Origin of the sequence: Pseudobutyrivibrio sp. 49, from assembly GCF_900100545.1 — a bacterium.
GTDB lineage: Bacteria > Bacillota > Clostridia > Lachnospirales > Lachnospiraceae > Pseudobutyrivibrio.
In genome coordinates, this window is sequence record NZ_FNDP01000009.1 from 55,133 (window position 1) to 79,701 (window position 24,569).

Here is a 24,569-nt window from a genome sequence, read left to right on the forward strand (position 1 = left end):
TTGACTTTTCAGCAGATTAAAAACGACTAAAAAATGCGCAAAAAAAGACTCAGGCTTTTGTTTTAGCCTGAGTCTGATGAATCCAGATTATAATGTGAAGTTTTCTAATCCCTTGTCATCAGCCTTCGCAACCTCTGTATTGGTCTTTACCAAATACTGATAACGATGGATTGCTGTATCCTTTTCCATATCGCCAACTGCCTTAGCGATATTCTTTGCTGCAACCTTACCTGCCTCACTAATTGAAAGAGAAGCAGCTATGTCTCTGTCATTGCCAGCCACCTGAATTCCTTCTTCAACTTTGCTATCAGCAGCTGAAGAAATCATTCCTGATACAACCTTATTTATATTCTTTTCATAAAACCCATCTGATGGGCGAATTCCCGAAATATTCATATAACATCTCCGTATTTATCTTTGTACCCTATATATCGGACACAAGGATTAATACTTAACTCCCTTTTGCACTCTTCCCCAAAGGGGGCCGCTTGGTGCATTATTTATCTAATACGCGCTTTAACTCATCCATGAAGGTATTAACATCCTTGAACTCGCGGTATACCGATGCAAATCTAACGTATGCAACTGGATCCACATTCTCAAGATGCTCCATAACGATTTCACCGATGCGTGTACTAGGAATCTCCTTTTCCTCAAGAGAGAAAATCTCTGTCTCGATTTCGTCTACCACCTTAGAAATCTGTGTTGCAGAAACTGGACGCTTTCTACATGCAATAAGAACGCCTTTCTCGACCTTTGCTCTGTCGTATGGCTCTCTATTGTTATCCTTCTTGATAACAATAAGTGGAATAGTCTCTACCTTTTCATATGTAGTGAATCTCTTTCCACACTCTGGGCAAGAACGACGACGTCTAATACTTGTATTGTCATCTGCAGGTCTCGAATCAATAACGCTAGTGTCTTGGCTTCCGCAAAATGGGCACTTCATTGCTTTTCCTCCAAATATTGAAATTTTCGTACCACAATATCTAGTAATATTTTAGCAAAGTGACCACAAGAACGCAACAGAAAAAGCCCCATGCTTTAAAGCATGGGGCTTTGATTTAAGCTATCTAAATCTTATGAATAAAGATCTACTAACTTCTTAAGGTGAGCGTAACGCTCCTTAGCTGTCTCCTCGTTGAGAGCGAAGAGTCTATCAGCACGCTCTGGGAATGCCTTTGTAAGACGAGCATAACGTGTCTCGTTCTTGAGGAAGTCCTGATACTTGCTGTAGTCACCTTCCTTAGAAGTAAGAGTGAATGGATTCTTTCCTTCCTTCTTAAGGTCTGGGTTGAATGAGAAGAGGTTCCAGTAACCAGCCTCTACAGCCTTCTTCATCTCATCCTGGCAGTGGTTCATACCACCCTTAACACCGTGAAGCTCACATGGAGCGTATCCGATGATAAGTGAAGGTCCGTTGTAAGCTTCTGCCTCAGCAAGAACCTTAACAGCCTGTGCCATGTTTGCACCAAGTGCGATCTGAGCTACATATACATAACCGTATGACATAGCGATCTCAGAAAGAGACTTCTTAGACATCTCCTTACCTGAAGCAGCGAACTGGCAAACCTCACCGATGTTAGAAGCCTTAGAAGCCTGTCCACCAGTGTTAGAGTACATCTCTGTATCGAATACCATAACGTTAACGTTCTCACCAGAAGCAAGTACGTGATCAAGACCGCCGAATCCGATATCGTATGCCCAACCGTCACCACCGAAGATCCATACAGACTTCTTAGCGAGGTAATCCTTAAGAGCAAGTGCTGCCTTAGCGTCCTCAGAACCGTTCTTTGTAAGCTCAGCTACAAGTACGTCTGTTGCTGCACCGTTCTCACGTGTAGAGTTCATTGTCTCCTCGAACTTAGCAAATGCTGCCTTAAGCTCTGCAGAACCAGCCTCAGCTGCCTTCTTAGCAGACTCGATAGCGCGCTCGCGGAGGTACTTCTGTCCAACTTCCATACCTAAACCGTGCTGTGCGTTATCCTCGAAGAGTGAGTTACACCATGCTGGACCCTTCTTAGAATCCTTGTTAACTGTGAATGGTGATGTAGCTGCAGGACCACCCCAAATTGAAGAACATCCTGTAGCGTTTGAAATATACATATGCTCACCGAAGAGCTGTGTAATAAGTCTTGCGTATGAAGTCTCTGCACAACCTGCACATGATCCTGAGAACTCAAGGAGTGGCTGATTGAACTGAGAACCCTTAACTGTAAGGTCAGAACCTGCTGCTTCCTTACGTCCAACGTTAGCAACTAAGTAGTTGAATACTGGCTGCTCGTCTGCCTCGTCTGCCTGTGGAACCATTGTGATAGCACCAACTGGACAAACTGTTGTACACTCGCCGCATCCCATACAATCAAGTGGAGATACTGACATTGTGTACTTGTACTCTGAAGCCTTTGGCTTTGTATCAGCAAGCTTAATGTTTGCTGGAGCTGCCTTAACCTCATCCTCTGAAAGCATGTAAGGACGGATTGTAGCGTGTGAACATACGAATGCACACTGGTTACACTGGATACACTTCTCTGGATCCCATGTAGGAACTGTTACAGCTGTACCACGCTTCTCGTAAGCAGCAGCACCAAGCTCGAACTGTCCGTTTGGATTTCCTGAGAATGCAGATACTGGAAGTGAATCTCCATCCATCTTAGAGATAGGCTCAAGGAGATCCTTAACCATCTTAACAACCTCTGGACGACCCTCAAGTGCTGGCTTAGCAGGATCAGCTGCTGGGTTCTTCCATGAATCTGGAACGTTAACCTTGTGTACAGCGTCAACACCAGCGTCGATAGCGTTGTAGTTCATGTTTACAACATCGTCACCCTTCTTACCGTATGACTTCTTAGCAGCCTGCTTCATGTAATCAACAGCCTCATCGATAGGCATTACATCAGCGAGCTTGAAGAATGCTGACTGAAGGATTGTGTTTGTTCTCTTACCCATACCAATCTCGATAGCCTTATCGATAGCATTGATTGTGTAGAGCTGGATGTTGTTATCAGCGATGTACTTCTTTGCCTCAGCGTTGAGCTTCTGCTCGAGCTCTTCGTCTGACCACTGGCAGTTGATCATGAATACTCCGCCTGGCTTAACGTCCTGAACCATCTTCATGCCCTGTGTAACGTAAGCTGGGTTGTGGCAAGCAACGAAGTCAGCCTGATTGATATAGTATGGAGACTTGATTGGGTTGTCACCAAATCTAAGGTGAGAAATAGTAACACCACCAGTCTTCTTTGAATCATACTGGAAGTATGCCTGGATAAACTTATCTGTGTGGTCACCGATGATCTTTGTAGAGTTCTTGTTAGCACCTACAGTACCATCACCGCCGAGACCCCAGAACTTGCACTCCTTAGTACCAGGAGCTGAAGTGATAGGAGCTGGCTTAACCTCTGGAAGTGAAAGGTTAGTAACATCATCAACGATACCGATTGTGAATCTAGCCTTAGGAGCATCCTTCTCAAGTTCCTTGTATACAGCGAATACTGATGAAGGAGGAGTATCCTTAGAACCAAGACCATATCTACCACCGCAGATAGTGATGTCATTGAGACCTGCCTCACGAAGTGTTGTAGCAACATCAAGGTAAAGAGGATCTGCAAGAGCACCTGGCTCCTTTGTTCTATCAAGGATAGCAATCTTCTTAACTGTCTTAGGAAGTGCAGCAAGGAATGCCTCTGAAGACCAAGGTCTGTAAAGACGTACCTTAAGTACACCAACCTTCTCGCCGTGTGCGTTGAGGTAATCAATAACCTCTTCTGCAACGTCGTTGATAGAACCCATAGCGATGATGATTCTATCAGCATCAGCAGCACCATAGTAGTTGAAAAGCTTGTAATCTGTACCAAGCTTAGCATTTACCTTGTCCATGTACTTCTGAACAACTGCTGGGAAGTTATCATAGTATGTATTGCATGCTTCTCTGTGCTGGAAGAAAACATCACCGTTCTCATGAGAACCACGCATTGTAGGATGCTCTGGATTAAGTGCACGAGCACGGAACTCGTTGATAGCATCCATGTTAACCATCTCTTTAAGATCTGCATAATCCCACTTCTCGATCTTCTGGATTTCGTGTGATGTACGGAAACCATCGAAGAAGTTAAGTACAGGTACCTTACCCTCGATAGCTGCAAGGTGAGCTACTGGAGCAAGATCCATAACTTCCTGTGGATTTGTCTCGCATAACATAGCGAAACCTGTCTGACGACAAGCGTAAACATCTGAGTGATCACCAAAGATGTTAAGTGACTGTGTAGCAACTGTACGAGCTGATACATCGAATACACAAGGAAGCTGCTCAGCAGCGATCTTGTACATATTAGGGATCATAAGAAGAAGACCCTGTGAAGCTGTGAATGTAGTTGTGAGTGCACCTGCACCAAGTGAACCGTGAACGGCACCTGCAGCACCTGCCTCAGACTCCATCTCTACAACCTTTACCTGATTTCCAAAAATATTCTCAAGGCCTGCTGCTGACCACTGGTCAACGAAATCGGCCATTGGGCTGGATGGTGTGATAGGGTAAATAGCAGCAACATCTGTAAACGCATAAGCAACGTGTGCTGCAGCCTGGTTACCATCCATAGACTGTTTTGCTCTTGGCATTTCTAATTCCTCCTTATTATATAGAGACATTTTTATAGTTACTGGGACGAACTAAATTTCTGCAACGAATGATTGACAAAAACAAACCGGCGCTCATCCCCATAATGTCGTGATTATATGATAGAACTATTGATAAAATTATTCAATAAGACAAAATCGATTTTCTGTTTATTTTGGGGTACAAAATTGTTAAATATCTTTGGTTTATCAATTATGTGTCAATTATTTTCATTAACTGTTTATTGTGCTTTCAAAAAAACGCAAAATAAATCAAAATCTCTCATTGACACTGTCAGTTTTGTAACCTATAATCTATAAAAATTTAATTCGTAGTTAAAGAAAGAGAGGTTCCCCCCTATGGCATCGATTATCGGTGATGGTATTACTTTCGACGACGTCTTACTGGTTCCACAGTATTCGGAAGTTACCCCAAATCTTATTGATCTTCACACAAATCTTACAAAGAAAATTAAGTTAAATATTCCTATGATGAGTGCCGCTATGGACACTGTTACAGAGTCACGCATGGCTATCGCTATGGCTCGTCAGGGTGGTATTGGTATCATCCACAAGAACATGTCTATCGAGCAGCAGGCAGAAGAGGTTGATAAAGTAAAGCGTTCTGAGAACGGTGTTATTACTGACCCATTCTTCTTAGGACCTGACAACACACTTGCAGAAGCTAATGAGCTTATGGGCAAGTTCAGAATTTCTGGTGTACCTATCACAAAGGAAGACGGCACACTTATCGGTATCATCACTAATCGTGACCTCAAATTCGAAACAGATTTCACAAAGAAAATCAGCGAGTCAATGACTTCTGAAGGTCTTGTTACAGCAAAGGAAGGTATTTCCCTCGAAGAAGCAAAGGAAATCCTTGGCAAGTCTCGTAAAGAGAAACTTCCTATTGTAGATGACAACTTCAAGCTCAAGGGACTCATTACAATTAAAGATATTGAAAAGCAGATTAAGTACCCTAACGCTGCAAAGGATGACCAGGGGCGTCTTCTCTGCGGTGCTGGTGTTGGTATTACAGGAAACATGATGGAGCGTGTTCAGGCTCTTGTTGATGCTCAGGTTGACGTTATCGTTATGGATTCAGCTCACGGTCACTCAAAGAACATCATCGAGGCTGTTAAGAAGGTTAAGGCTGCTTATCCAGACCTTCAGGTAGTTGCTGGTAACATCGCTACAGGCGAGGCTACAAAGGCTCTTATCGAAGCTGGCGCTGACGCAGTTAAGGTTGGTATCGGACCTGGTTCTATCTGTACAACACGTGTTGTTGCAGGTATCGGTGTTCCACAGATTTCAGCTATCATGGATTGCTACGCTGTTGCTAAGGAATACGGTGTTCCAATCATCGCTGATGGTGGTATCAAGTACTCTGGTGATATGACAAAGGCCCTTGCTGCTGGTGGTTCAGTATGTATGATGGGTTCAATGTTTGCAGGTTGCGACGAAGCTCCTGGTTCATTCGAGCTTTTCCAGGGTCGTAAATATAAGGTATACCGTGGTATGGGATCTCTTGCAGCTATGGAGAATGGTTCTAAGGACCGTTACTTCCAGGAAGGTGCTAAGAAGCTCGTTCCAGAGGGCGTTGAAGGACGTGTTGCTTATAAGGGAAGCCTTGAGGACGTTATCTTCCAGCTCATCGGTGGTATCCGTTCAGGTATGGGTTACTGCGGTTGCCCTACTATCCCTGAGCTTCAGGAGCGCGGCAAGTTCGTAAAGATTTCCGCTGCTTCACTTAAGGAGTCACATCCACATGACATCCACATCACAAAGGAAGCTCCTAACTACTCTGTAGAAGGTTAATAATAGAAATTATTAAAAGGTCCAGCCATAGCAGCTGGACCTTTTAAGTATTATCGATTTATTCTTCATCCGCAACGCTTGTGAAGCGTGATACCTCTTCCTGAAGACGCTGAGAAATGTCTCGGTTGGTCTCGGAGTCGTCGTGGATGGTGGTGATTGACTCAAGGATTCCTGAGGTGCTTTCTGTGGCCTCTGAAACACCCCGAGTACAGTCATTAATTACCTTTGAAATATGGTCAATCTCTGATGTCATTTCACTGATTGTAGAATTCAGTACTACTGTGTTGTCATTTACGCTATCAAGAACTGCGTTGATATCTTCAGCATCCTGATAGTACTGCTTCGCAACATCCTCGAAGCCATCGTAATCAGCAAGTACTGTCTCACTTACATATGTTAGCATCTCGTTTGAATTATCTGCAAGAGCCTCAACGGCTGAGATAACCTGATTACTGATTTCCTGAATAGAATTAGCTGTCTCTTTACTGTGTTCAGCAAGCTGTCTGATTTCGTCAGCAACTACTGCGAAGCCCTTACCAGCTTCACCTGCACGGGCTGCCTCGATGGAAGCATTAAGAGCAAGAAGGTTTGTCTGTGCTGCAATTGAAAGGATGTCCTCAGTAAGGGTCTGAATCTGTTCAACATTCTTACTTTCTGCAATAGAATTCTCAAGTGTATCTTTAATAGAAGAAACCATTTCATTTGTGGACGCCTTCATCTTAACTGTCTTCTCTCGAATAACTGTTGCATGCTCTTTGATTTCTGATACTCGGCTTGTTCCCTCATTAACCTGGTTAGATACATTACCTACCGCAGAATTTACATCACCTGCTTCATCGTTAAGTGAAAGGAGTGTATTGTTTGCTGTTTCCATGCTGGCTGAAAGCTCTTCCATAACTGCGGATACGTTACTTACATCATCCTTGGAAGCATTTACTATACCAACAGTATTTTCAACAGAAGTGTAAATATTTCCCGACTCATCCTTTATAGTGAAGATAATCTTCTCTAAGGTTTCTAAGAAGTTGTTGATACCTGATACAAGAACACCAACCTCATCCTTTGATTTATTATTGATTCTATGGGCAAGATTTGCATTTCCTGCATTCATTTCAGCAATCATACTATCAAGCTCCTTAGCTGAGCTTATAAGTGGATTGACTGATCTTCTTACTATGATTACAGCAAATGTGGTGGCAACAATCTGCATTATAATACCAAAGACTATAGACTGCTGTACTCTTGTTTCATATTTTATGAGGGCTTCCTCATTTTCCTGCACAAGAAGCTCCAGCTTTTCACGCATGAGTCCTACATTTTCCTCGTACACTGTCACATATTCATGTGCTCCGGCAAAATAAGTGGTCATAGCATCGCTAAATTTGCCTTCATAAAAGCTTGCTTCCATCTTTTTATATTCAGCAAGAAAGCTATTGGCTGCATTACTCATTGTCTGATACTGCTCTGTAAACTCAGGGTCATTTATAGCATCCACATGAGTCTTCAAATCAGCAACAGCCTCTGCAACAAGCTGATATTCTCCTTCGCCTACACCGATGATTGTGTCTCTTGTGGCAGTATCAGTCCAGTTGTCCTGGTACATATAATTCATGGTCTCAAGAATGAAAATTCTCTTAACCAGATTTTGTAAGTTAGTATTGGCATTACCAAAGTCTCGCTCTACCAACAAATATGTCTGGGACATCATGTTGGCAGTGGTAACAGCTGACCTGAAATTGAAGCCTATAAAGGCTATACCAAACACCATTACCAAATCAAGAAGAACAATGCTGGCCATAATCTTTGCTTTCATGCTACTTTTCATGCTAAACACTCCTTAAAAAAACAGCTTGTTTATTCTCCCATGCCTAAAGTAAGCTAGCATGATTTTAGCAAAAAAAATCTCCCAATGTGTGGGAGATTTTTTAACAAATTGCGAATATATTGTGAGCAATTATATTTTGCAACACTATAAATATTACATAGCTTAATTGACACCTGTTACTCTTCGCCCATACGTGCGAACATAAGACGGAACTCCTCTTCTCTTGACTTAACAAGTTCAAAGTGAATATCATTTATTTCCATTCCATCCTGAGCAAAGTGAAGTTTCAAAAAGAAGGTCATAGCGCATCCAACGAATGGCACCTCAATGGTCTGCCACTCCTTATCTGCTCCAGTAAGAGTCACCATCTTCACAAGCTCTTTGTCTTTATAGATGCTAAGTGGAATCTGTGCCAAATCACTGAGGTTCTCAGCAGCGCGAACAGTAAGGGAAAGCTTATAGTCACCTCGCTCCTTAAAGGAAACAGTAACCATGTTAGTAGTGTTTCTTGCAGTTACTATTTCCTCTGGATTGATTTCAGCCACACCGCTTTCATCAATTCTAAGATCAATCATCTTATCGAAATCAAGCTCGTCATCATCTGCCTCTGAAGCAAGCTGAACGTCAAGGTCATTATCTCTCTCAAGATAACGATTCATAACAGGCTTTTCCATAATCCATTTACAGATATTAGCTGCACATCGCTGAAGCTCAGCTCTTGAAAGGCTGCCATCAGCAATGGCTTCTGCAGTATTATCCTTATTAGTGTTATCCTCAGCGCTGCTTGTAACCATATATAAATCATTCTGAGCACGAACGATAGCTGCCATATCAGAATTATTTCCATGATATGATTTGCCGCCCTTTGCCCACCAGTCAGTCATGACGATTCCATCAAAGCCCCACTCCTCACGAAGGATTCTTGTAACCAAATCATAGCTTGATGATGTGTAATATCCGTTGACTGAGCCGTAAGTAGTCATTACAGCGTGAGCGCCTGCCTCTCTGACAGCCATCTCATAACCCTTAAGGTAAATCTCGCGGATAGCGCGCTGTGATGCAACATGTTCTACTGTATGTCTGCCAGTCTCTTGTGTATTCATGCAGAAGTGCTTGATGGTACCGGTAACACCGTATTTGTGCATACCCTTAAGCATGGCAGCTGCGTTCTTTCCTGTAACGAATGGGTCCTCACTGAAATATTCGAAGTTACGTCCATTAAGAGGGTGTCTGTGAATATTCATACCTGGTCCAAGTAAGCAGTCGATTTTATTCTTTCTAAGCTCAAGACCTTCCCAGTTATAAAGTTCTTCTACAAGCTCAAGATTCCATGCACAGGCAAGGCATGTACCGTTTGGCATAGCAAAGGCTCTCTTTCCTGAATCCATACGAATTCCTGAAGGGCCATCTGAACAGCATGCCACTGGAATACCCTTCTCTAAAAGTGAATCTGTCACACCACCATAAGCTCCACCACATCCCGGTGTAACCTTAGGTGAGCTCATACCCTCACCACGAACTATGCAGCAAAGATCCTCATCAGAAAGCTGTGCCACAAAATCGTTCATGGTACACTTCTTATCTAATACATCAACAAGCTTGAATGTCTTTCCTTCCTTAGCCTTCATCTCGGTAGGAAGAGTTTCTTTTCTGAATTTTTCAGAGTCTACTGTTGCTGTAGGAACATCCTCGTAAAATGTCTTGAAGCTTCCATCAGCAAGCTTAACAGGCTTAATTCTTGTATATTTAACTACTGGTGCCATAGCCTCAGAAAGCTGCTCAATTACCTTTAAATCTTCAAGCTTAACTGTTCCTGCTTCAACATTAGTACGGACATTCTCACCTACGTAAAACTCGTAGACACCTGCCTGCATAACATATGCATTCTTATGGCTGGTAACTCCACTGTCATCAAAGCTTGAAAGCTGATAGTTCGTAATTACGAACTCGAACTCCTGTGTCTCCCCTGGAGCAAGCTCCTTAGTCTTACAAAAGTCCACAAGCTCCATAGCTGGATTGCCAAGGACTCCCTGATCCTTTGAAACGTACACCTGAACTACCTGCTGACCTGCCAAATCACCTGTGTTTGTAACTGTAGCCTTGATTTTGACTTTCTCTCCGTCATAGAGGCAAGTACCTGCCTGAATATCAAATGTAGTGTAAGACAATCCATATCCAAATGGATAAAGTACCTTATCCTGAGCAAAAGTCTCAAAATATCTGTAGCCTACATAAATATCCTCACGCTGGATGTTAGTCTCTTTGCCACCAAAGTTTGGTGTAGAAGGATAATCTTCAATACTCTTAGCAATAGTATCAGTAAGACGGCCTGATGGATTAACATCTCCTGAAATTACGTCAAGAGCACCATATCCACCTTCCTGGCCACCTTGCCAGATATAAAGAACTGCTGATGGGTTGTACTTTTCCATCCAGCTCATATCGATGATGTTACCAACATTCAAAAGAACGATAGTTTTATCAAAGGCCTCTGTTACATTCTTAAGCATTTCATGTTCGTCATCTGTAAGAAGGTAACTTCCCTGAGAGAGGCTGTTATCCTGATCTTCTCCTGCAGTACGTCCGATAAGAACGATTGCAAGGTCAGAAGACTCTGCTGCCTTTGCTGCAAGCTCTGCAGAAACTGGCATCTCCTTCTGGAACCATGGCTCTGAAGCCCAGCCCACGCCTGCATCAAAGGGATTATCCTTAATCCACTCATCATAGGTAGCCTTCAAGTCTTCATTAAGGTTGAAGCGCTCATCAACCTCTAATGCCTCTCGTACACCGATGACATATTTTGTATTTACCATTCCGCCTGAACCAGTACCACTCTTGTAATAATTGAACTGGCTTCGGCCAAATAGTGCTATATTGGAACCAGCCGAAAGGGGAAGTACGCCATCATTCTTCAGAAGGACTGTACCCTCTGCAACAGCACGCCTAGCCACTTTGGCGAATTTTTCAGTATCAAATATCTTTGAACTCATTAAAATAAACCTCCAAAATATTCCATGCTGAAGATATTCTAGAATAAAAAAGAGGGTCTTTTATATCAAAAACCCTCCATTTTTATCATTATTATGATTAGCTAATTATTCTACAGAGTTAATCAAAGCGAAAATCTCATCCTTAATCTCTGCATTTACCTTCAGAGCATTCTCACGAGAATCCTGATTTGAGTAGAAATAGAACTTAATCTTAGGCTCTGTACCAGATGGTCTGATGGCAAACCATGAACCATTGTCTAAGAATAAGCGAATAGCATTCTGAGGTGGAATATCTTCATATCCATTTATATAATCAATTACCTTCTCAACCTTTGCACCAGCCACCTCTGTAGGCATATTCTCACGGAACCACTTCATCATACGCTGAATACGCTGAGCTCCTGGAATACCCTCTAAGATGATGTTTGGCTCGTCCTCTGCAAAGAAACCATACTTAGCGTAGATTTCCTGAAGAACATCCCAAAGAGTCTTGCCCTGCTTACGATAATATGCAGCTGCCTCAGCAACCATCATACCTGCAGAGATACCGTCCTTATCGCGGATATCCTCGCAGATAGCATATCCAACTGACTCCTCATAACCGAAGAGATATGTATATCCGTTATCATGAAGATAAGGGATTTTTCCACAAATGTTCTTGAAACCAGTAAGAGTTTCAAACATTTCCACACCGTAAGCCTTAGCCATAATTGTGGATAAGGTAGATGTAACGATAGACTTAACCATAGCACCCTTTGCTGGAAGTGTGCCTGCATCCTTATGTCCCTCGAGAACATAATTTACAAGAAGGTAACCTGTCTGATTTCCGTTAAGAGGTACGTAGTTGCCCTCGCTATCGCGAATTTCAATAGCGAAACGGTCTGCATCTGGGTCTGTGGCCATAAGAAGCTCTGCACCAAACTTGCGACCATACTCCTCAGATAATCTGAAGGCCTTTGTATCCTCTGGATTTGGATAGCCTACAGTCTTGAAATCTGGGTCTGGATTCTCCTGCTCAGGAACGATTGTCCAGTTAGAGAAACCTCTATCATTAAGCATCTGACGGAATGGGATAGAACCACATCCGTTAAGTGGTGTATATACAAGTGGAATTGTAAGATCAAGCTCATCCCCCTCATGAATTGCAAGTGACTCAATCTTATCAAGGTACTCTCTGTCATATTCCTCGCCAAGGACGATAATCTTACCTTCCTTAACGCCCTGCTCAAAGTCAGACTTCTTGATACCAGACCACATATCAACAGCGTTGATGCACTCTGTCATGCCATCAGCAATCTCTGATGAAACCTGGCAGCCGTCATCCCAGTATGCCTTATATCCGTTATATTCCTTTGGATTGTGTGATGCTGTGATGTTGATACCTGAAACTGTTCCAAGTCTTCTAATCATAAAGGCAAGCTCTGGTGTAGGACGAAGATCAGGGAAACAATAAACCTTGATTCCGTTAGCTGCAAAAATACCAGCTGCAAGCTGTGAAAACTCCTTTGAGAAGTGACGTGGATCATGGGCGATAACTACACCCTTCTCGCATGCTTCCTTACCCTTTGACACGATAAAATCAGCAACACCTTGTGTAGCCTTGCCAACTGTAAAGAAATTCATGCGGTTGGTTCCTGCGCCAACTTTACCGCGAAGACCTGCTGTACCAAATGAAAGATCCTGATAGAAACGATCTTCCTTTTCCTTCTCGTCGCCAGCGATAGCCTGAAGCTCAGCCTTTAAAGGATCTGAATCTGCAAGCTTCTCCAACCACTCATTATATCTTGAATTGTAATCCATACGAATTCCTCCATTAATCTAAAAAATGCTATCAGGTTTTAACAAACCCAATAGCATTTTAACACATAATATTTGTTATGTCTGTGAAATGAAGAAGAAGTAATTACCAAATTCGGTAATTTCCGCTAAGCGCCAACATAGCGAAGAGATATAAGCAATTATCATAGTAGCGTCTCTCGCCTGTACGAAGAGGTGTATTCCAAAACTCTTCTACGGCCTTGAGAGCATACTCTCCATCCGCTGCAAGTGACGCCTGAGCGATTGTTGCAGTCAAGCCTACTGGATGAAGTGCCTTGCCTTCTAAGATAGTTCCATCAATCTCATAGATTCCTCTGCTGTCTTCGACTGGGAGGTTTGCGAAGAAAGCCTGAAGGTTGTTGGCAGTAGCTTTACACCACTGTCCAAATTCGGTGTCCTTATCGGCCCATTCATAGTCAAGGCCGATGTTTGCTATAGTTCTATAAGCGTCGCTATAGAACCAGTCATGTCTTCCACCGAAATGTTCATGGTCGGGATAAGGTTTGCCATCGTAATAACTGTATTCTGGGGAAAGACCTGTTACTGGATGGCATGCTTTCTTGAGATATTCGCGGCTGGCTTTAGCGCATTTTTTCCAAAGCTCTTTGTCTTCGTCAAAGCAATTCTCCGCAAATAAATCATAGAAGTGTGGAAGATGATAAGATGGATCTGTAAACTCAAGTCCTGGGACGAACTTAATAAGACCATCCTCGTTCCACATATTGTGGCCTCCATACATTTCTTCATGATGAAGAACCACTTTTAAAAGCTCTTTAGCTTTTAAACTATAGTTATAGATGCCCTCGCCATCTCCCCAACGGTGACTTGCAAAGATAAGTGCCATTGCAAAGAACTCCTCACCATCTGGAGCTGGTCCATAAGCATTTTTGCGACCACTAGGGTCTACTGACCAGGCAAAGTAACCTTTGTTTTCACCTTCATCAAGGTACATGTTTGTCATTGCCCAGTTCCAAAGCTGATCAAATTCCTTTTTCTTGTCCATCTGAACAGCCATCATCATACCGTATGAAATACCTTCAGTACGAGTATCAATATTTCCTGTATCTACAAGGTATCCCATGGTGCCATCTTCTGTAGTTTCATAAAACTTGTTGACACCATAGAATATCTCTTCAAAAGTCTCATTTACCCTGCGTTCTATTTCTTCAGGGGTCTTACCTATTTCTAAAAATAAATTTCTGTATGTCATAATCGTCTAGTCTAAAAAATCTTATTCCTTTACGCCACCAAGTGTAAGTCCAGTTACGAAATACTTCTGTAAGAATGGATAAATACAAATAATTGGAAGCATTGTAATAATTGTTGCTGCTGCTCTTACAGATGTAGGAGTTACTGAACCTTCACCAGCATTCTTCATGGCCTCAGCAGATGAGCTCTGGTTTGATACTGAAGAAAGGAGTTTCATTAACTCATACTGTAAGGTTGTGTACTGTGAGGCCATTCTGTTATAGAGCATTGCATCGAACCATGAGTTCCACTGTCCTACAGCTACGAAGAGAGCAACAGTAGCGTAAACTGGCTTACATAATGGAGAAATAATCTTTAGGAAAATAGTTGTGTAACCAGCTCCATCCAACTGTGCTGACTCCTCCAAACTGTCAGGAATACCCCTCATATAGGTTCTGATAACTAACATGTTAAAGGCGGAGATCATTCCAGGTATTACATAAACTGCAAAACTGTTTGTAAGTCCAAGGGATTTAAAAAGGAGGAATGTAGGAATCAATCCACCATTAACATACATTGTAATAACCCAAAACAGTGAAACCTGCTTTGAGAACATAAAGTTCTTACGGCTAACGATAAATGCAAGGATTGCATTTGTAACAAGGGCAAGAACTGTTCCAATAATTGTTCTCGCTACAGTAACAACAGCACCAGTGATAAGGTTGTCCTTAGCTAATACTGTCTCATAGTTTTTCCAAGTAAACACTCGAGGCATAAGGTAAATACCGCCTCTAAGTGCATCAGTACCATCATTTAAAGATACTGCAAGTGTATTTAAAACTGGATAAAGTGTAATAATTACAAAACAAATCATGAAAATGCCATTGCAAATTCTAAATGCTAAATCAGCACCTGAAATTTTCTTATGTCTTCTGGCTTTTTCCATAGTTGCCTCCTTCTTCTTAGAAGATGTGGTTGTTAAATCTATTGTCTGATCCATGATGTCCACCTCCTAGAATAATCTTTCTTCACCATGCTTCTTAGCAATATGGTTGAAGAATACAATAAGAATGATTGATACTACACTCTTGAAGATACCAGCTGCTGTACCGATTGAGTAGTCACCCTGGCTGATACCCCATTTCAATACATAGATATCAATTGTCTGTGATACGTTCTGTACAAGACCATTTCCAAGTAAGTACTGAATTTCGAAACCTGCGTTAAGAACGTTACCAACATTCATAAGTAAAAGAATCATGATTGTAGGCTTGATACCTGGAAGTGTTACGTGCTTAATCTTTGCCCATCTGCCTGCGCCATCAATAGCTGCTGCTTCATAAAGTGATGGGTCAATTGATGTGATTGCTGCTAAATATATAATTGCATTCCAGCCTGTCTCCTTCCAAACATTAGCGAAGGCTACGATTGGCCAGAAGTATTTTTCATGTGCAAAGAAGTTGATTGTCTGATCAATCAAACCAAAATGAAGTAAAAGTGTATTAATAATACCTGTTCCTGAAAGTGCATCATGAAGGATACCAGTAACGATAATCCATGAAAGGAAGTGAGGAAGATAAGAAATTGTCTGAACCACCTTCTTTCCACCCTTGAATGCCATTTCATTTAAAAGGATGGCGAATAAAATTGCCATAAAGAATGTAACTGCCAAGTTGATAACGCCCATTGCAAGTGTGTTACGAATAACTCTAAGGAATGTTACATCTGAAAATAAATACTGGAACTTTGCAAGTCCAACGAACTCTGAATGTAAAAGACCTGTTACTGGCTTATAATTCTGGAATGCCATAAGCCATCCAACAAGTGGTGCATAGTGGAATACTATACCGTAGATAACGATCGCTGCTGCCCAGATGATAAGAATTCTCTGGCGCTTAAAATCTGCCATGTTAAAAGCTTTTTTAGTCATAATTACCTCCCAAAAATACTATAAAAAGGTATAAAGATGGCGGGCATTGCGATAATGCCCGCCAAGGGTTTATCTTTTTACCTTAATAATTTTTTATTCGTACTTAGCAGCCTCTGCAACTCTTCTCTCGAGCTCTGTCTGCATCTCTGAAATGAAGTCCTCAGGCTTGCACTCTTCGTAAACCTTCATGTACTCAGCCCATCCCTCTTCGAAATTGTCAGCCATAACAACCTTTGGAAGATACTGGTGCTTAATCTCACCCATCTTTGCCCAAGCTGTACCACCTGGTGTAGAAGTTGTCATTGAGCTAGAGAATGTGTACATTGGATACCATGGACCTGGCTTCTCTGTTGTACCAAGCATCTCTACATATGTCTTAGCACCATAAGCCTCGAAGCACTTCTTGATTGGCTCTGAAAGACCATCGAAGAATTCCTGCTCCTGTCCATCAGACTTCATAGCATTCTTGCCATCACGGCTTGTTCCAGAATACTGTGGGAAGTATGAGTAAGAACATGTATGAGAAGCCTTGTAAGCTGTATCAGAAGCCTGCTTTCTCATCTCTGGTGTTCTGTAGTATAATCCATCATCACCTACGAGGTAATCTGTTCCTTCAACACCCCAGAATCTTAAATCGTGGATGTCCTGATCAAGAAGATCATTTACGAACTGAAGTGCGCCCTCAACATCCTTACATGATGTTGTGATAGCAAGACCTGAAGCTACGTTAAGAACTCCGCCTGAGTTGTGCCACTGGTTCTTCATTCCCTTCTCAATTGTGATTGGAAGTGGAACGTACTGGCAACCCTGCTCATCAAGACCTGCTGACTTGATTGCATCCTCGCCTGTGTATGCGAAATCCCACCACTGATCAATCATACCAAGTACACGACCAGAAGAAATCTTAGCGATGTACTCATCATATGTCTGTGTAAATGACTCAGGATCTACGATACCCTTGTGATACTCTTCGTTAAGTTTCTTGAAGTACTTAACAGCTGTATCTGTTGTATTGTAATCGATAATCTGAAGCTTCTCTGGATCAACGATAACTGAACCATCGTTTGGATATCCATCAAGGAACTCTGGTGCATTCTCTAAGCAGAAGTATCTCCAGTCATCGCAAAGAATTGTGTAAGGGATATTTGCTGTAGTACCATCAGCCATTGTTGGGTTAGCCTCGTTGTATGCCTCGATAAGATCGAAGTACTCATCCATTGTCTCAATCTTTGGATAACCAGCCCACTCAAGTACTCTTGCCTGAATCCAAAATGCCTCGTCGTTGTGTGTACAAGAACGCTCTTCACCGTAGATGTTAGAGAACTGTGGAATCCAGTAGATGTGTCCGTCGCTCTGACGAAGCTGATCCCATTCCTGCTCTGTAAAGTACTCTTTGATGTTTGGATACTTATCAATATAATCATCAAGTGCTACAAGAGCGCCTGCCTCATACATCTGAACTGAACCATTACCAGCTTCTACGAAGTCAGGATATTCCCCACCAGCGATAAGAGTACCAATTGCCTCTTCAGCTGTCTGACCTGTAAGCCATGTTTCCTTTACTTTGCAACCAGTCTTCTCAGCAATGATCTGCTGGATCTCGTTGTCATCATTGATTTCCGAACCAGGTACTGCAAAGAATGCTGTAAATTCTTTGATACCATCCTCGTTCACTGCTCCGCCGCTTGCTGCCTGCTTACCGCATCCAGCGAACATGCTTGAGAGCATTGCAGCGCAAAGCACAGCGCTTACAATTTTCTTTTTCATAAATAACCCTCCTATGTTTTCCCGGGACCATTGTCCCTTTGCTATGATATTATTCTATGTCAGAATTGTGAACAAAACATCTGATAAAGTATAGATAAAAGGGGGAGAAATTTTAAAATTTCTACCCCCTTTTTTATAGTTGTCTAAAAGTTCTTTTTATATTTTGTAGGTGTGCAACCCATTGCTTCTATAAACTTATTTACAAAGTAATCTGCGTCCTTATAGCCTACAGATTCTGCCACTTCGTATATTTTCATATCTGTTTTGCGAAGAAGCTTTGCTGCCTCCTCAATCCTCTTTTTATTTAGGTAATCCTTAAAGGAGCAACCGTACTTCTTTCTGAAAAGCTGACCCAAATAAGCTGAGTTAACATAGTACTTTTCGCTTAAATCCTTCAGTGTAAGATTTGAAGCGTAGTTCTTCTTAATCTCCTCTTCCACATCACCAAGAACACCTCTTGATACGTTTTTACGAAGCTGAGCAAGATACTCGCCATAAGCGTAAGACATACGGCAAAGGTGAGTTCTTCCACCACGTCTAATACCTTCCTCTGAGGTGGTCTCTGAAATGATACGCAGAATCTCTTCCTGATTAACCTCGCTGTCCAGCTCACTGGCAAGATGTATAAGCTGGAATAAGAGATAATTGATGTTTAGATTCATCGTAGAACCTGTCACACCTGTCTTTTGCATTTCCCCGTAGAAATCCTCTACGCATTTACGAATTTCCACATGCTCGCCTCTTTCGATGGCAGTTATCAACGCATCCAGCTGCTTTTTGCAAATAATCAGACCGGTCTCTCCAACCTTGTACTCTTCCTCGTAGAAGTAAATATTCTTCTTTTCACGGAAGCCCTGAAGAGAATGAAGCATGTTGGCAGTTCCATAGGACTTTGAAATATTTCTAATACCTGTAACCGGCTTTCCCACAAGAACTGTGATGGCAAGATTTGTATTTGCCTCCAGATATTCCAGAAAACTGATAAGATATTCCTTTGCTGTAAGCTGCAAGCGCTGTGCCATGCTCTCACTGTAAACAAAGCCTATATCATATACCTGCTCACTGTCAGAAATATCTCGAATACAGAATATGGAATCATCTTTCAAATAATCGCAGGCTGCCGTATACAGCTTAGCAAGCATTGCCTTTTTATCATCATCGGAAAATTCTTCTGCAGGATTCTGCTCATCCAGCTGAATCTCCACATAGCACTTTTCCTCATCTATATTTGTCTTCTGAGATACGTACTCTAAATCATTAACTTCATATTTACCACTGAGAAGATGCATAAGAGTACGTTCCATGTATGCCTTCTCTTTTCTTATACCGTCTTTGGTACGGGATGTCTTCGCCTGATTTAAAACAGATACCTTTCTAAGAATAGAAAGTAACTGATCACTTTCAACAGGCTTTAATATATAATCGGTGCAGTCAAAACGGAGCGCCTCCTGAGCATAGCTGAATTCTGCATAACCGCTAAGGATAACAAAATAAATATCCTTAGCAAGCTCAGTTCTGATAGCCTTTAAAAGCTCTACTCCTGTCATAACTGGCATTTTAATATCTGAAATAATCAGATCAACTGGATTGTTCGAAACGTAATCATATGCCTCCTTACCATTTGATGCGGTGGTGATATGATAGCCTTCCTTTTCCCAATCCACTAAAAGCTGCAAGCCCTGTAAAATAAATGGCTCGTCATCTACTAATAAAACCTCTAACATTACTACAATAACCCCTTTAGATATTTCACTGGAACCATAATCTGTACAAGTGTACCTGTACCTGGCTCCGAATCAAGGTCAAAGATTGCCTCATCCTCAGACATCATTTTCAGTCTAAGGCAGGCATTAACTATACCCACTCTACCTTTTTCCTTGAGCATTTCTATATTTGCAAAACGCATTCTGCGAAGAAGATTTTTTTCTTCCTCTTCTTCCATTCCGTTTCCAGTATCCTCAATTTCTAAAATCATAAATTCACCGTCGGTGGAAATCCTTACAAATATCCATCCTGGCGTGATTTTACTTTCGATTCCATGGATGCATGCGTTTTCTACGAACGTTACTATAGTAAGCTTTGGAATGAAATATTTCAAGCACTCAGTTTCCACATCGATGTCAAAAGACAGTCTGTCACCGAAGCGATATTTCTGTAATTCCAGATACGCATTTACGAATTCAATTTCTTTTTCAATGGTAACATTATCCTCATTCCACTCAGTATACTGACGCTGTAGCTTAGCAAGATGCTCCACCATTTTTGACGTCTCAGTTTCCTGTTTCAAAAGGGAATGCATACGGATACTTTCAAGTGCATTGAACAGGAAATGCGGATTAATCTGACTGTGAAGAGCAAGAAGCTCTGCATTCTTTCTTGCCACAAAGGATTCCTGTTCCTTCAACTTATTCTGATAAACAGTATTCAAAATACTGCTGACATAAATAGGTAAAACCATATTTACAATAATCAGAAGAAGGAGCTGATACCAGCGGCTCTTAAAAGCCTTCAGGAAAGAATCGTTTCCCGCTAAAACATCCACTGTAAGAATCTGATTGTAGCTCTGAAACTCCTGTGTATAAGCAATGTTTTTCAAATCACGTTTCAGACCATAGTCTTTATTTATATTGCTATATTTGCTATTAGACAAGATTACTCTTGTGCTATCGCAAACATAAGCACGATTTTCAAAATTCAGATTGGCAATATTATCGGAAATCTTTCCGTAGTCTATAATAACAAGCAATATATTCTGAGAAACACTATTATAATAATTTAATTTTTGGAAATAATAGATAGTCTTTTGAATCTGTCTGTCGGCAGTTTTTCTCCTGCCAAAATAGAGGCCCTTATTTAATTCTGATTCCTCCACATAGGTATACCAGTCTGTTCCAACAGCTTGATCCAAGCGCTGAAACTCCGCACCATTTGTCACTGTGTCATTATCTATGTAAATGCAAAAATTAAGACCAGACTGGCCCTCTACAAGCTTAAGAAGAGTGTCATCAAAGAAATCGTGATATGCATTATAGTATTCAAGATTTGTTTTAAACTTTGTGTTTAAAAATCTATCAACATACAGGCTGCTATAAAGAGCATTGCCCAACTTAGCAGCCTGATCAATTTGATTTTCAAAGGTGTAGGTAATGGCATTAGCCTGATTCTCCATGGTATGCTCTCTTGCTGCCAGCTCTGCACGATATGCTCCTGAAACAACAAGACCATCAACCGCAAGGATAGGGATGATGACAAACACAATATAGAATGCCATCAGTCTTCTCTTTGAAGTTGTTTTAGAAATAAATCTCCCGAAATAAGAATCAAATTTTGTCATTAACATCACCCAATAAATTAATTTCTCTCTAAAGTAAGCCATGCGAAATCGCAGTGGTTGTCGCTTGGCTTACCATTTGAAGAAGTGTACATTCCCACTGTACATCCAACAAATCCGCCTGCTTCTTCTGTGGTGTATGGCAATAAATCGATACCCGCTTCAAGAAGAGTGTGCTTACCATTCTCCACAAGATAAGCATCTGCCTTCTGAGCCTTAGCCTGAAGCTCGATTGTAACAACTTCTGCACTAACCTCAGCTGATGCTGTAACAGTCTCTTCTCCCTTGATAGTCTTGCGAACCTGAAGAACCTTCTTACCACCCTTTAATACTATCTCAAGTGTAAGATGATTAGCATGATTCTGGAAAAGCACCAGACCACCACATTCATTTTCATTTGCAGGAGTAAAATCAACTCCAGTATTTACCTTAAATGAATAATCCTTCTGACGCAATCCTAAATATGATGGATAGCACATTTCCTCTGCACGCTCTGGACGAGTGAAAAGACGAAGGAAACCAGGACGCTCTGTAAGTGAGTATATGTCCTCGTTTCTCTTTTCGATACCAACGAGACGCTGGTCTAATTCCTTTGTCCAGAAATGAAGCTCATCACTCCACTCATTTTCTGCTGCAAATGGATGCTCCTCGAAAGGAAGCTCCACATCATCTTCAAGCTTTCCGATACCTGGATTAATTACTGGCCATCCCTCTTCCCAAACAACCTTTGCAAGGAAGGTCTCACGACCAATGCTACAGTGCTTTTCGCATGGACGAGAAGCAAGCATTACTATGTACCAGTTGCCATTTTTATCATCGATTAAATCACCGTGACCAGCATATATTATAGGATAATCCTTACCTAAATTTCTATGAGAAAAAATAGGATTTCTTGGGCAGCCCTCAAACCATGCAAATAATTCCTTTGAACGAGCTACTGAAATAGCGTGCTCTGGGCCTGTACCGCCTTCTGCGTGAAGAAGATAATAATAGCCATCCTTCTTGTAAAGGTGTGGACCCTCTGGCCAAATTACATCCTTAACGGCACCCTTCCAGATTGCCATTGACTCGCCTACAAGCTTCATTGTGTTAAGGTCTAATTCCTGTACCCAGATTTCCCAGTCGCCGTTGTAGCGAACGCCCTCTGGATTTGGTCTTGTTCCTACATAGTAGCATCTGTCATCGTCATCAAAGAAAAGTGATGGGTCGATACCAGGTGCATTCTCACCAAGATAATATGGCTCAGACCATGGACCAGCTGGGTCCTTTGCCGTTACTACGAAGTTGCCACCGTGGCTTACATTTGTAGTAATCATGTAGAAGGTACCCTTATGCTCGCGAATTGTTGGAGCAAAGATACCTCTAGAAATCTCACCGCTTACTGGAAGCTGGCTTTCTCTATCTAGGACATGTCCTATCTGCTCCCAGTGTGCCAAATCCTTGCTGTGGAAAATAGGAACGCCTGGTGCATAAACAAAGCTTGAACAAACAATATAGTAATCATCCCCTACGCGGCATGCTGAAGGGTCTGGATAAAAGCCTTTAAGTATTGGGTTGTGTGCGATTGTCATTTCATTATTCTCCTATTTTACTAATCCAAATCCTAAAATTGTAAACTTGTTTCTTATGTCATCCTTATCAACTTCAACTCGTACGTGATGTTTAGCTGTTACGTTTTCGTCGATGATGATGAGTGGATTGCAGTGGCACCAACGGTTTACGTACGGATCAAGGTCACGTACGAATTTATCATCTACATAAACCTTTGCTGTGGCTGCATCAACCTCTCCTGAATCCTTCATTACGATTACAAGAGCCTTGCACTCTACATCCATCTCGAAAGGATCGCTACTGCCCTTTGCGCCATCATACATCCAGTTGTATGGGAACTCTCCTGTGAGATTTAAATCTAAATCCATCTCCACTGACTGAAGGACTTCATCCGTATATACGAATCCGCCAGGTTGTACACTAACTAGGCCTGTGTTGTCTTTTTTATCCACAAGAATAACGTCATCAAATGTATTTCCAATTGCTGGTGCTTCATCCATGCGTGGATCATAGCTATCTGGTGTCTCGCCTGAGATTGCCTTTTCCATAATGTTGATAAGGCAGTCTGCCATAATTGTGTGTCCTAGATTTGTTGGGTGGAACATGTCATAGAAATACTGGTGCTTTGTAAGAAGTCTCTTGTCTCTGTCGTAGAACTGAGGAACAACAGCATCCTTTACACTTGCCATTGGCAAATCATATCTGAAGCCTACAGGAGAAAGTCTGTCCTGAAGGTTGTAATCATCAGAGAATACTGAGAACATAAGCATAACTGCAGGCTGGCTTGGAAGCTTAAGCGCACGTCTAACCAAGCTTTCGAAGCAATTTCCCTTTGTCTCATCACCCTCATCATTTACTGCAAATTCAACAACTAAAAGATCTGGCTCAACTGTGCCATCGCGAAGCACATCTCTGTCAAAACGAATCATACCAAGCTCTGAAGGTGTTCCGCCTACACCAGCCTTTACGAAGTGAATGTTGTCTCCTCCACCCATAAGCTTTTTGAAGCCAAGGAAAGACTTATATGCATAGCACTCTGTGTTGATAGGTGTAGCACCTGCACCCTGTGTGATAGAACCACCGATGTAGCAGATGTTGACATCCTCGCCAGCCTTTGCCTTATTTACAACATCAACAAGACGCTTTGTATTTCCAAGGTTGACAAGGGAACGGTCAATCATTTCCTTGTACTCTGGTGAAGCTGTATCAACGGGCTTTTCCTCAAGCTGAGGTGGTGCCTCAAAACCATCATTTAAGAAGAATCTTACAGAAAGGAAAGCCTTCTCCTCTGGTGCATCTGTGTGAACACGAATCTGTCCTGGTACATCATCATCCTCTGTCCAGTCTATATCAGAAAGGTAAATTCTCTCCTCCTTTGAATTCGTATTTACGTTAGCAATAAGATTGGCACCGCCACCATATAAATCCTTCTTGCCATACATCTGAAAAACGAACTCGGCCTGCTTGTCCTTATCTTCCATTTCAACAGAAACACCTACTGAATGAACCAGCTTTTTAAAGCCATCTACTGTTTCCATAAGCTTTAAAATGTGCTCATCTGTAACGTTTCCTGTGAAGGTGGCGCTGCTGATAAGGCGTCCATCACTCTGGTAGAGGAAGGAAACACCCTTACCTTCCTCGTCAGACTGTGTAAAAAGCTCTTTGTCCTTTATAATGTAAAAAAATGGTCGATTCTTTTCTGGGTCTGTTGGTGCCTTTGCAATTTGCATTTCCATTACA

Annotated in this window: 15 protein-coding genes; 1 reads left to right on the forward strand and 14 read right to left on the reverse strand. The window is 41.8% G+C overall.

Annotated elements, in window-relative coordinates; all coding sequences use genetic code 11:
* Positions 1 to 87: 87 nt before the first annotated feature.
* The 3 genes from BLP54_RS09225 to nifJ all read right to left on the reverse strand — a co-directional run bounded on the left by BLP54_RS09225 (position 88) and on the right by nifJ (position 4,614).
* On the reverse strand, positions 88 to 396 hold the full coding sequence (locus BLP54_RS09225; RefSeq protein ID WP_090169033.1) for a hypothetical protein: 309 nt from the start codon (positions 394 to 396) through the stop codon (positions 88 to 90).
* Positions 397 to 496: 100 nt separating this feature from the next.
* Positions 497 to 949 carry a transcriptional regulator NrdR gene (nrdR, locus tag BLP54_RS09230; RefSeq protein ID WP_090169035.1) on the reverse strand — a complete coding sequence of 151 codons (453 nt, stop codon included), beginning with the start codon at positions 947 to 949 and terminating at the stop codon, positions 497 to 499.
* A gap of 131 nt (positions 950 to 1,080) precedes the next feature.
* Positions 1,081 to 4,614 (reverse strand): pyruvate:ferredoxin (flavodoxin) oxidoreductase, encoded by a 3,534-nt coding sequence (gene nifJ, locus BLP54_RS09235; protein WP_090169036.1) that lies wholly within the window; start codon positions 4,612 to 4,614, stop codon positions 1,081 to 1,083.
* Positions 4,615 to 4,971: 357 nt separating this feature from the next.
* Between nifJ and guaB the strand changes: the two genes are divergently transcribed.
* Positions 4,972 to 6,429, forward strand: coding sequence for an IMP dehydrogenase (gene guaB, locus BLP54_RS09240; protein ID WP_090169038.1), 1,458 nt, complete (start codon positions 4,972 to 4,974; stop codon positions 6,427 to 6,429).
* A gap of 58 nt (positions 6,430 to 6,487) precedes the next feature.
* Here the strand turns inward: guaB and BLP54_RS09245 are convergent, their stop codons facing one another.
* The 11 genes from BLP54_RS09245 to BLP54_RS09295 form a co-directional block, all read right to left on the reverse strand.
* Complete coding sequence (locus BLP54_RS09245; RefSeq protein ID WP_090169039.1) at positions 6,488 to 8,254, reverse strand: methyl-accepting chemotaxis protein; 1,767 nt, start codon at positions 8,252 to 8,254, stop codon at positions 6,488 to 6,490.
* Between the two features lie 176 nt (positions 8,255 to 8,430).
* The gene (locus tag BLP54_RS09250; RefSeq protein WP_090169041.1) at positions 8,431 to 11,244 is read right to left on the reverse strand and encodes a glycoside hydrolase family 3 protein; all 2,814 of its coding nucleotides are present in this window, start codon (positions 11,242 to 11,244) and stop codon (positions 8,431 to 8,433) included.
* 105 nt (positions 11,245 to 11,349) lie between these two features.
* The gene (locus BLP54_RS09255; protein ID WP_090169043.1) at positions 11,350 to 13,044 is read right to left on the reverse strand and encodes a phospho-sugar mutase; all 1,695 of its coding nucleotides are present in this window, start codon (positions 13,042 to 13,044) and stop codon (positions 11,350 to 11,352) included.
* Between the two features lie 103 nt (positions 13,045 to 13,147).
* Positions 13,148 to 14,272 carry a glycosyl hydrolase family 8 gene (locus tag BLP54_RS09260; RefSeq protein ID WP_090169045.1) on the reverse strand — a complete coding sequence of 375 codons (1,125 nt, stop codon included), beginning with the start codon at positions 14,270 to 14,272 and terminating at the stop codon, positions 13,148 to 13,150.
* A gap of 21 nt (positions 14,273 to 14,293) precedes the next feature.
* Entirely contained in the window at positions 14,294 to 15,196 is a 903-nt protein-coding gene (locus BLP54_RS09265; protein ID WP_090169122.1) for a carbohydrate ABC transporter permease, read from the reverse strand.
* 66 nt (positions 15,197 to 15,262) lie between these two features.
* Positions 15,263 to 16,180 carry an ABC transporter permease gene (locus tag BLP54_RS09270; protein WP_090169047.1) on the reverse strand — a complete coding sequence of 306 codons (918 nt, stop codon included), beginning with the start codon at positions 16,178 to 16,180 and terminating at the stop codon, positions 15,263 to 15,265.
* A 93-nt stretch (positions 16,181 to 16,273) separates the two neighbouring features.
* Complete coding sequence (locus BLP54_RS09275) at positions 16,274 to 17,947, reverse strand: extracellular solute-binding protein (RefSeq protein WP_090169048.1); 1,674 nt, start codon at positions 17,945 to 17,947, stop codon at positions 16,274 to 16,276.
* A 143-nt stretch (positions 17,948 to 18,090) separates the two neighbouring features.
* A complete protein-coding gene (locus BLP54_RS09280; protein WP_090169051.1) occupies positions 18,091 to 19,671 on the reverse strand; it encodes a response regulator transcription factor in 1,581 nt (526 codons plus the stop codon).
* Positions 19,672 to 19,673: 2 nt separating this feature from the next.
* Positions 19,674 to 21,218, reverse strand: a complete 1,545-nt coding sequence (locus BLP54_RS09285; RefSeq protein WP_242870671.1) for a sensor histidine kinase — start codon at positions 21,216 to 21,218, stop codon at positions 19,674 to 19,676.
* Between the two features lie 80 nt (positions 21,219 to 21,298).
* Complete coding sequence (locus tag BLP54_RS09290; protein ID WP_090169055.1) at positions 21,299 to 22,849, reverse strand: glycoside hydrolase family 43 protein; 1,551 nt, start codon at positions 22,847 to 22,849, stop codon at positions 21,299 to 21,301.
* A gap of 12 nt (positions 22,850 to 22,861) precedes the next feature.
* Entirely contained in the window at positions 22,862 to 24,565 is a 1,704-nt protein-coding gene (locus BLP54_RS09295) for an SGNH/GDSL hydrolase family protein (RefSeq protein ID WP_242870672.1), read from the reverse strand.
* Positions 24,566 to 24,569 lie beyond the last annotated feature (4 nt).

What these genes read in the sequence shown, in the direction of transcription:
- BLP54_RS09265 (WP_090169122.1), bottom strand. Translation starts at nt 15,196, where the DNA reads ATGGAAAAAGCCAGAAGACATAAGAAAATTTCAGGTGCTGATTTAGCA.
- BLP54_RS09270 (WP_090169047.1), bottom strand. Translation starts at nt 16,180, where the DNA reads ATGACTAAAAAAGCTTTTAACATGGCAGATTTTAAGCGCCAGAGAATT.
- BLP54_RS09275 (WP_090169048.1), bottom strand. Translation starts at nt 17,947, where the DNA reads ATGAAAAAGAAAATTGTAAGCGCTGTGCTTTGCGCTGCAATGCTCTCA.
- BLP54_RS09295 (WP_242870672.1), bottom strand. Translation starts at nt 24,565, where the DNA reads ATGGAAATGCAAATTGCAAAGGCACCAACAGACCCAGAAAAGAATCGA.
- BLP54_RS09280 (WP_090169051.1), bottom strand. Translation starts at nt 19,671, where the DNA reads ATGTTAGAGGTTTTATTAGTAGATGACGAGCCATTTATTTTACAGGGC.
- BLP54_RS09285 (WP_242870671.1), bottom strand. Translation starts at nt 21,218, where the DNA reads ATGGCATTCTATATTGTGTTTGTCATCATCCCTATCCTTGCGGTTGAT.
- BLP54_RS09250 (WP_090169041.1), bottom strand. Translation starts at nt 11,244, where the DNA reads ATGAGTTCAAAGATATTTGATACTGAAAAATTCGCCAAAGTGGCTAGG.
- nrdR (WP_090169035.1), bottom strand. Translation starts at nt 949, where the DNA reads ATGAAGTGCCCATTTTGCGGAAGCCAAGACACTAGCGTTATTGATTCG.
- BLP54_RS09255 (WP_090169043.1), bottom strand. Translation starts at nt 13,044, where the DNA reads ATGGATTACAATTCAAGATATAATGAGTGGTTGGAGAAGCTTGCAGAT.
- BLP54_RS09290 (WP_090169055.1), bottom strand. Translation starts at nt 22,849, where the DNA reads ATGACAATCGCACACAACCCAATACTTAAAGGCTTTTATCCAGACCCT.
- guaB (WP_090169038.1), top strand. Translation starts at nt 4,972, where the DNA reads ATGGCATCGATTATCGGTGATGGTATTACTTTCGACGACGTCTTACTG.
- BLP54_RS09245 (WP_090169039.1), bottom strand. Translation starts at nt 8,254, where the DNA reads ATGAAAAGTAGCATGAAAGCAAAGATTATGGCCAGCATTGTTCTTCTT.
- BLP54_RS09260 (WP_090169045.1), bottom strand. Translation starts at nt 14,272, where the DNA reads ATGACATACAGAAATTTATTTTTAGAAATAGGTAAGACCCCTGAAGAA.
- BLP54_RS09225 (WP_090169033.1), bottom strand. Translation starts at nt 396, where the DNA reads ATGAATATTTCGGGAATTCGCCCATCAGATGGGTTTTATGAAAAGAAT.
- nifJ (WP_090169036.1), bottom strand. Translation starts at nt 4,614, where the DNA reads ATGCCAAGAGCAAAACAGTCTATGGATGGTAACCAGGCTGCAGCACAC.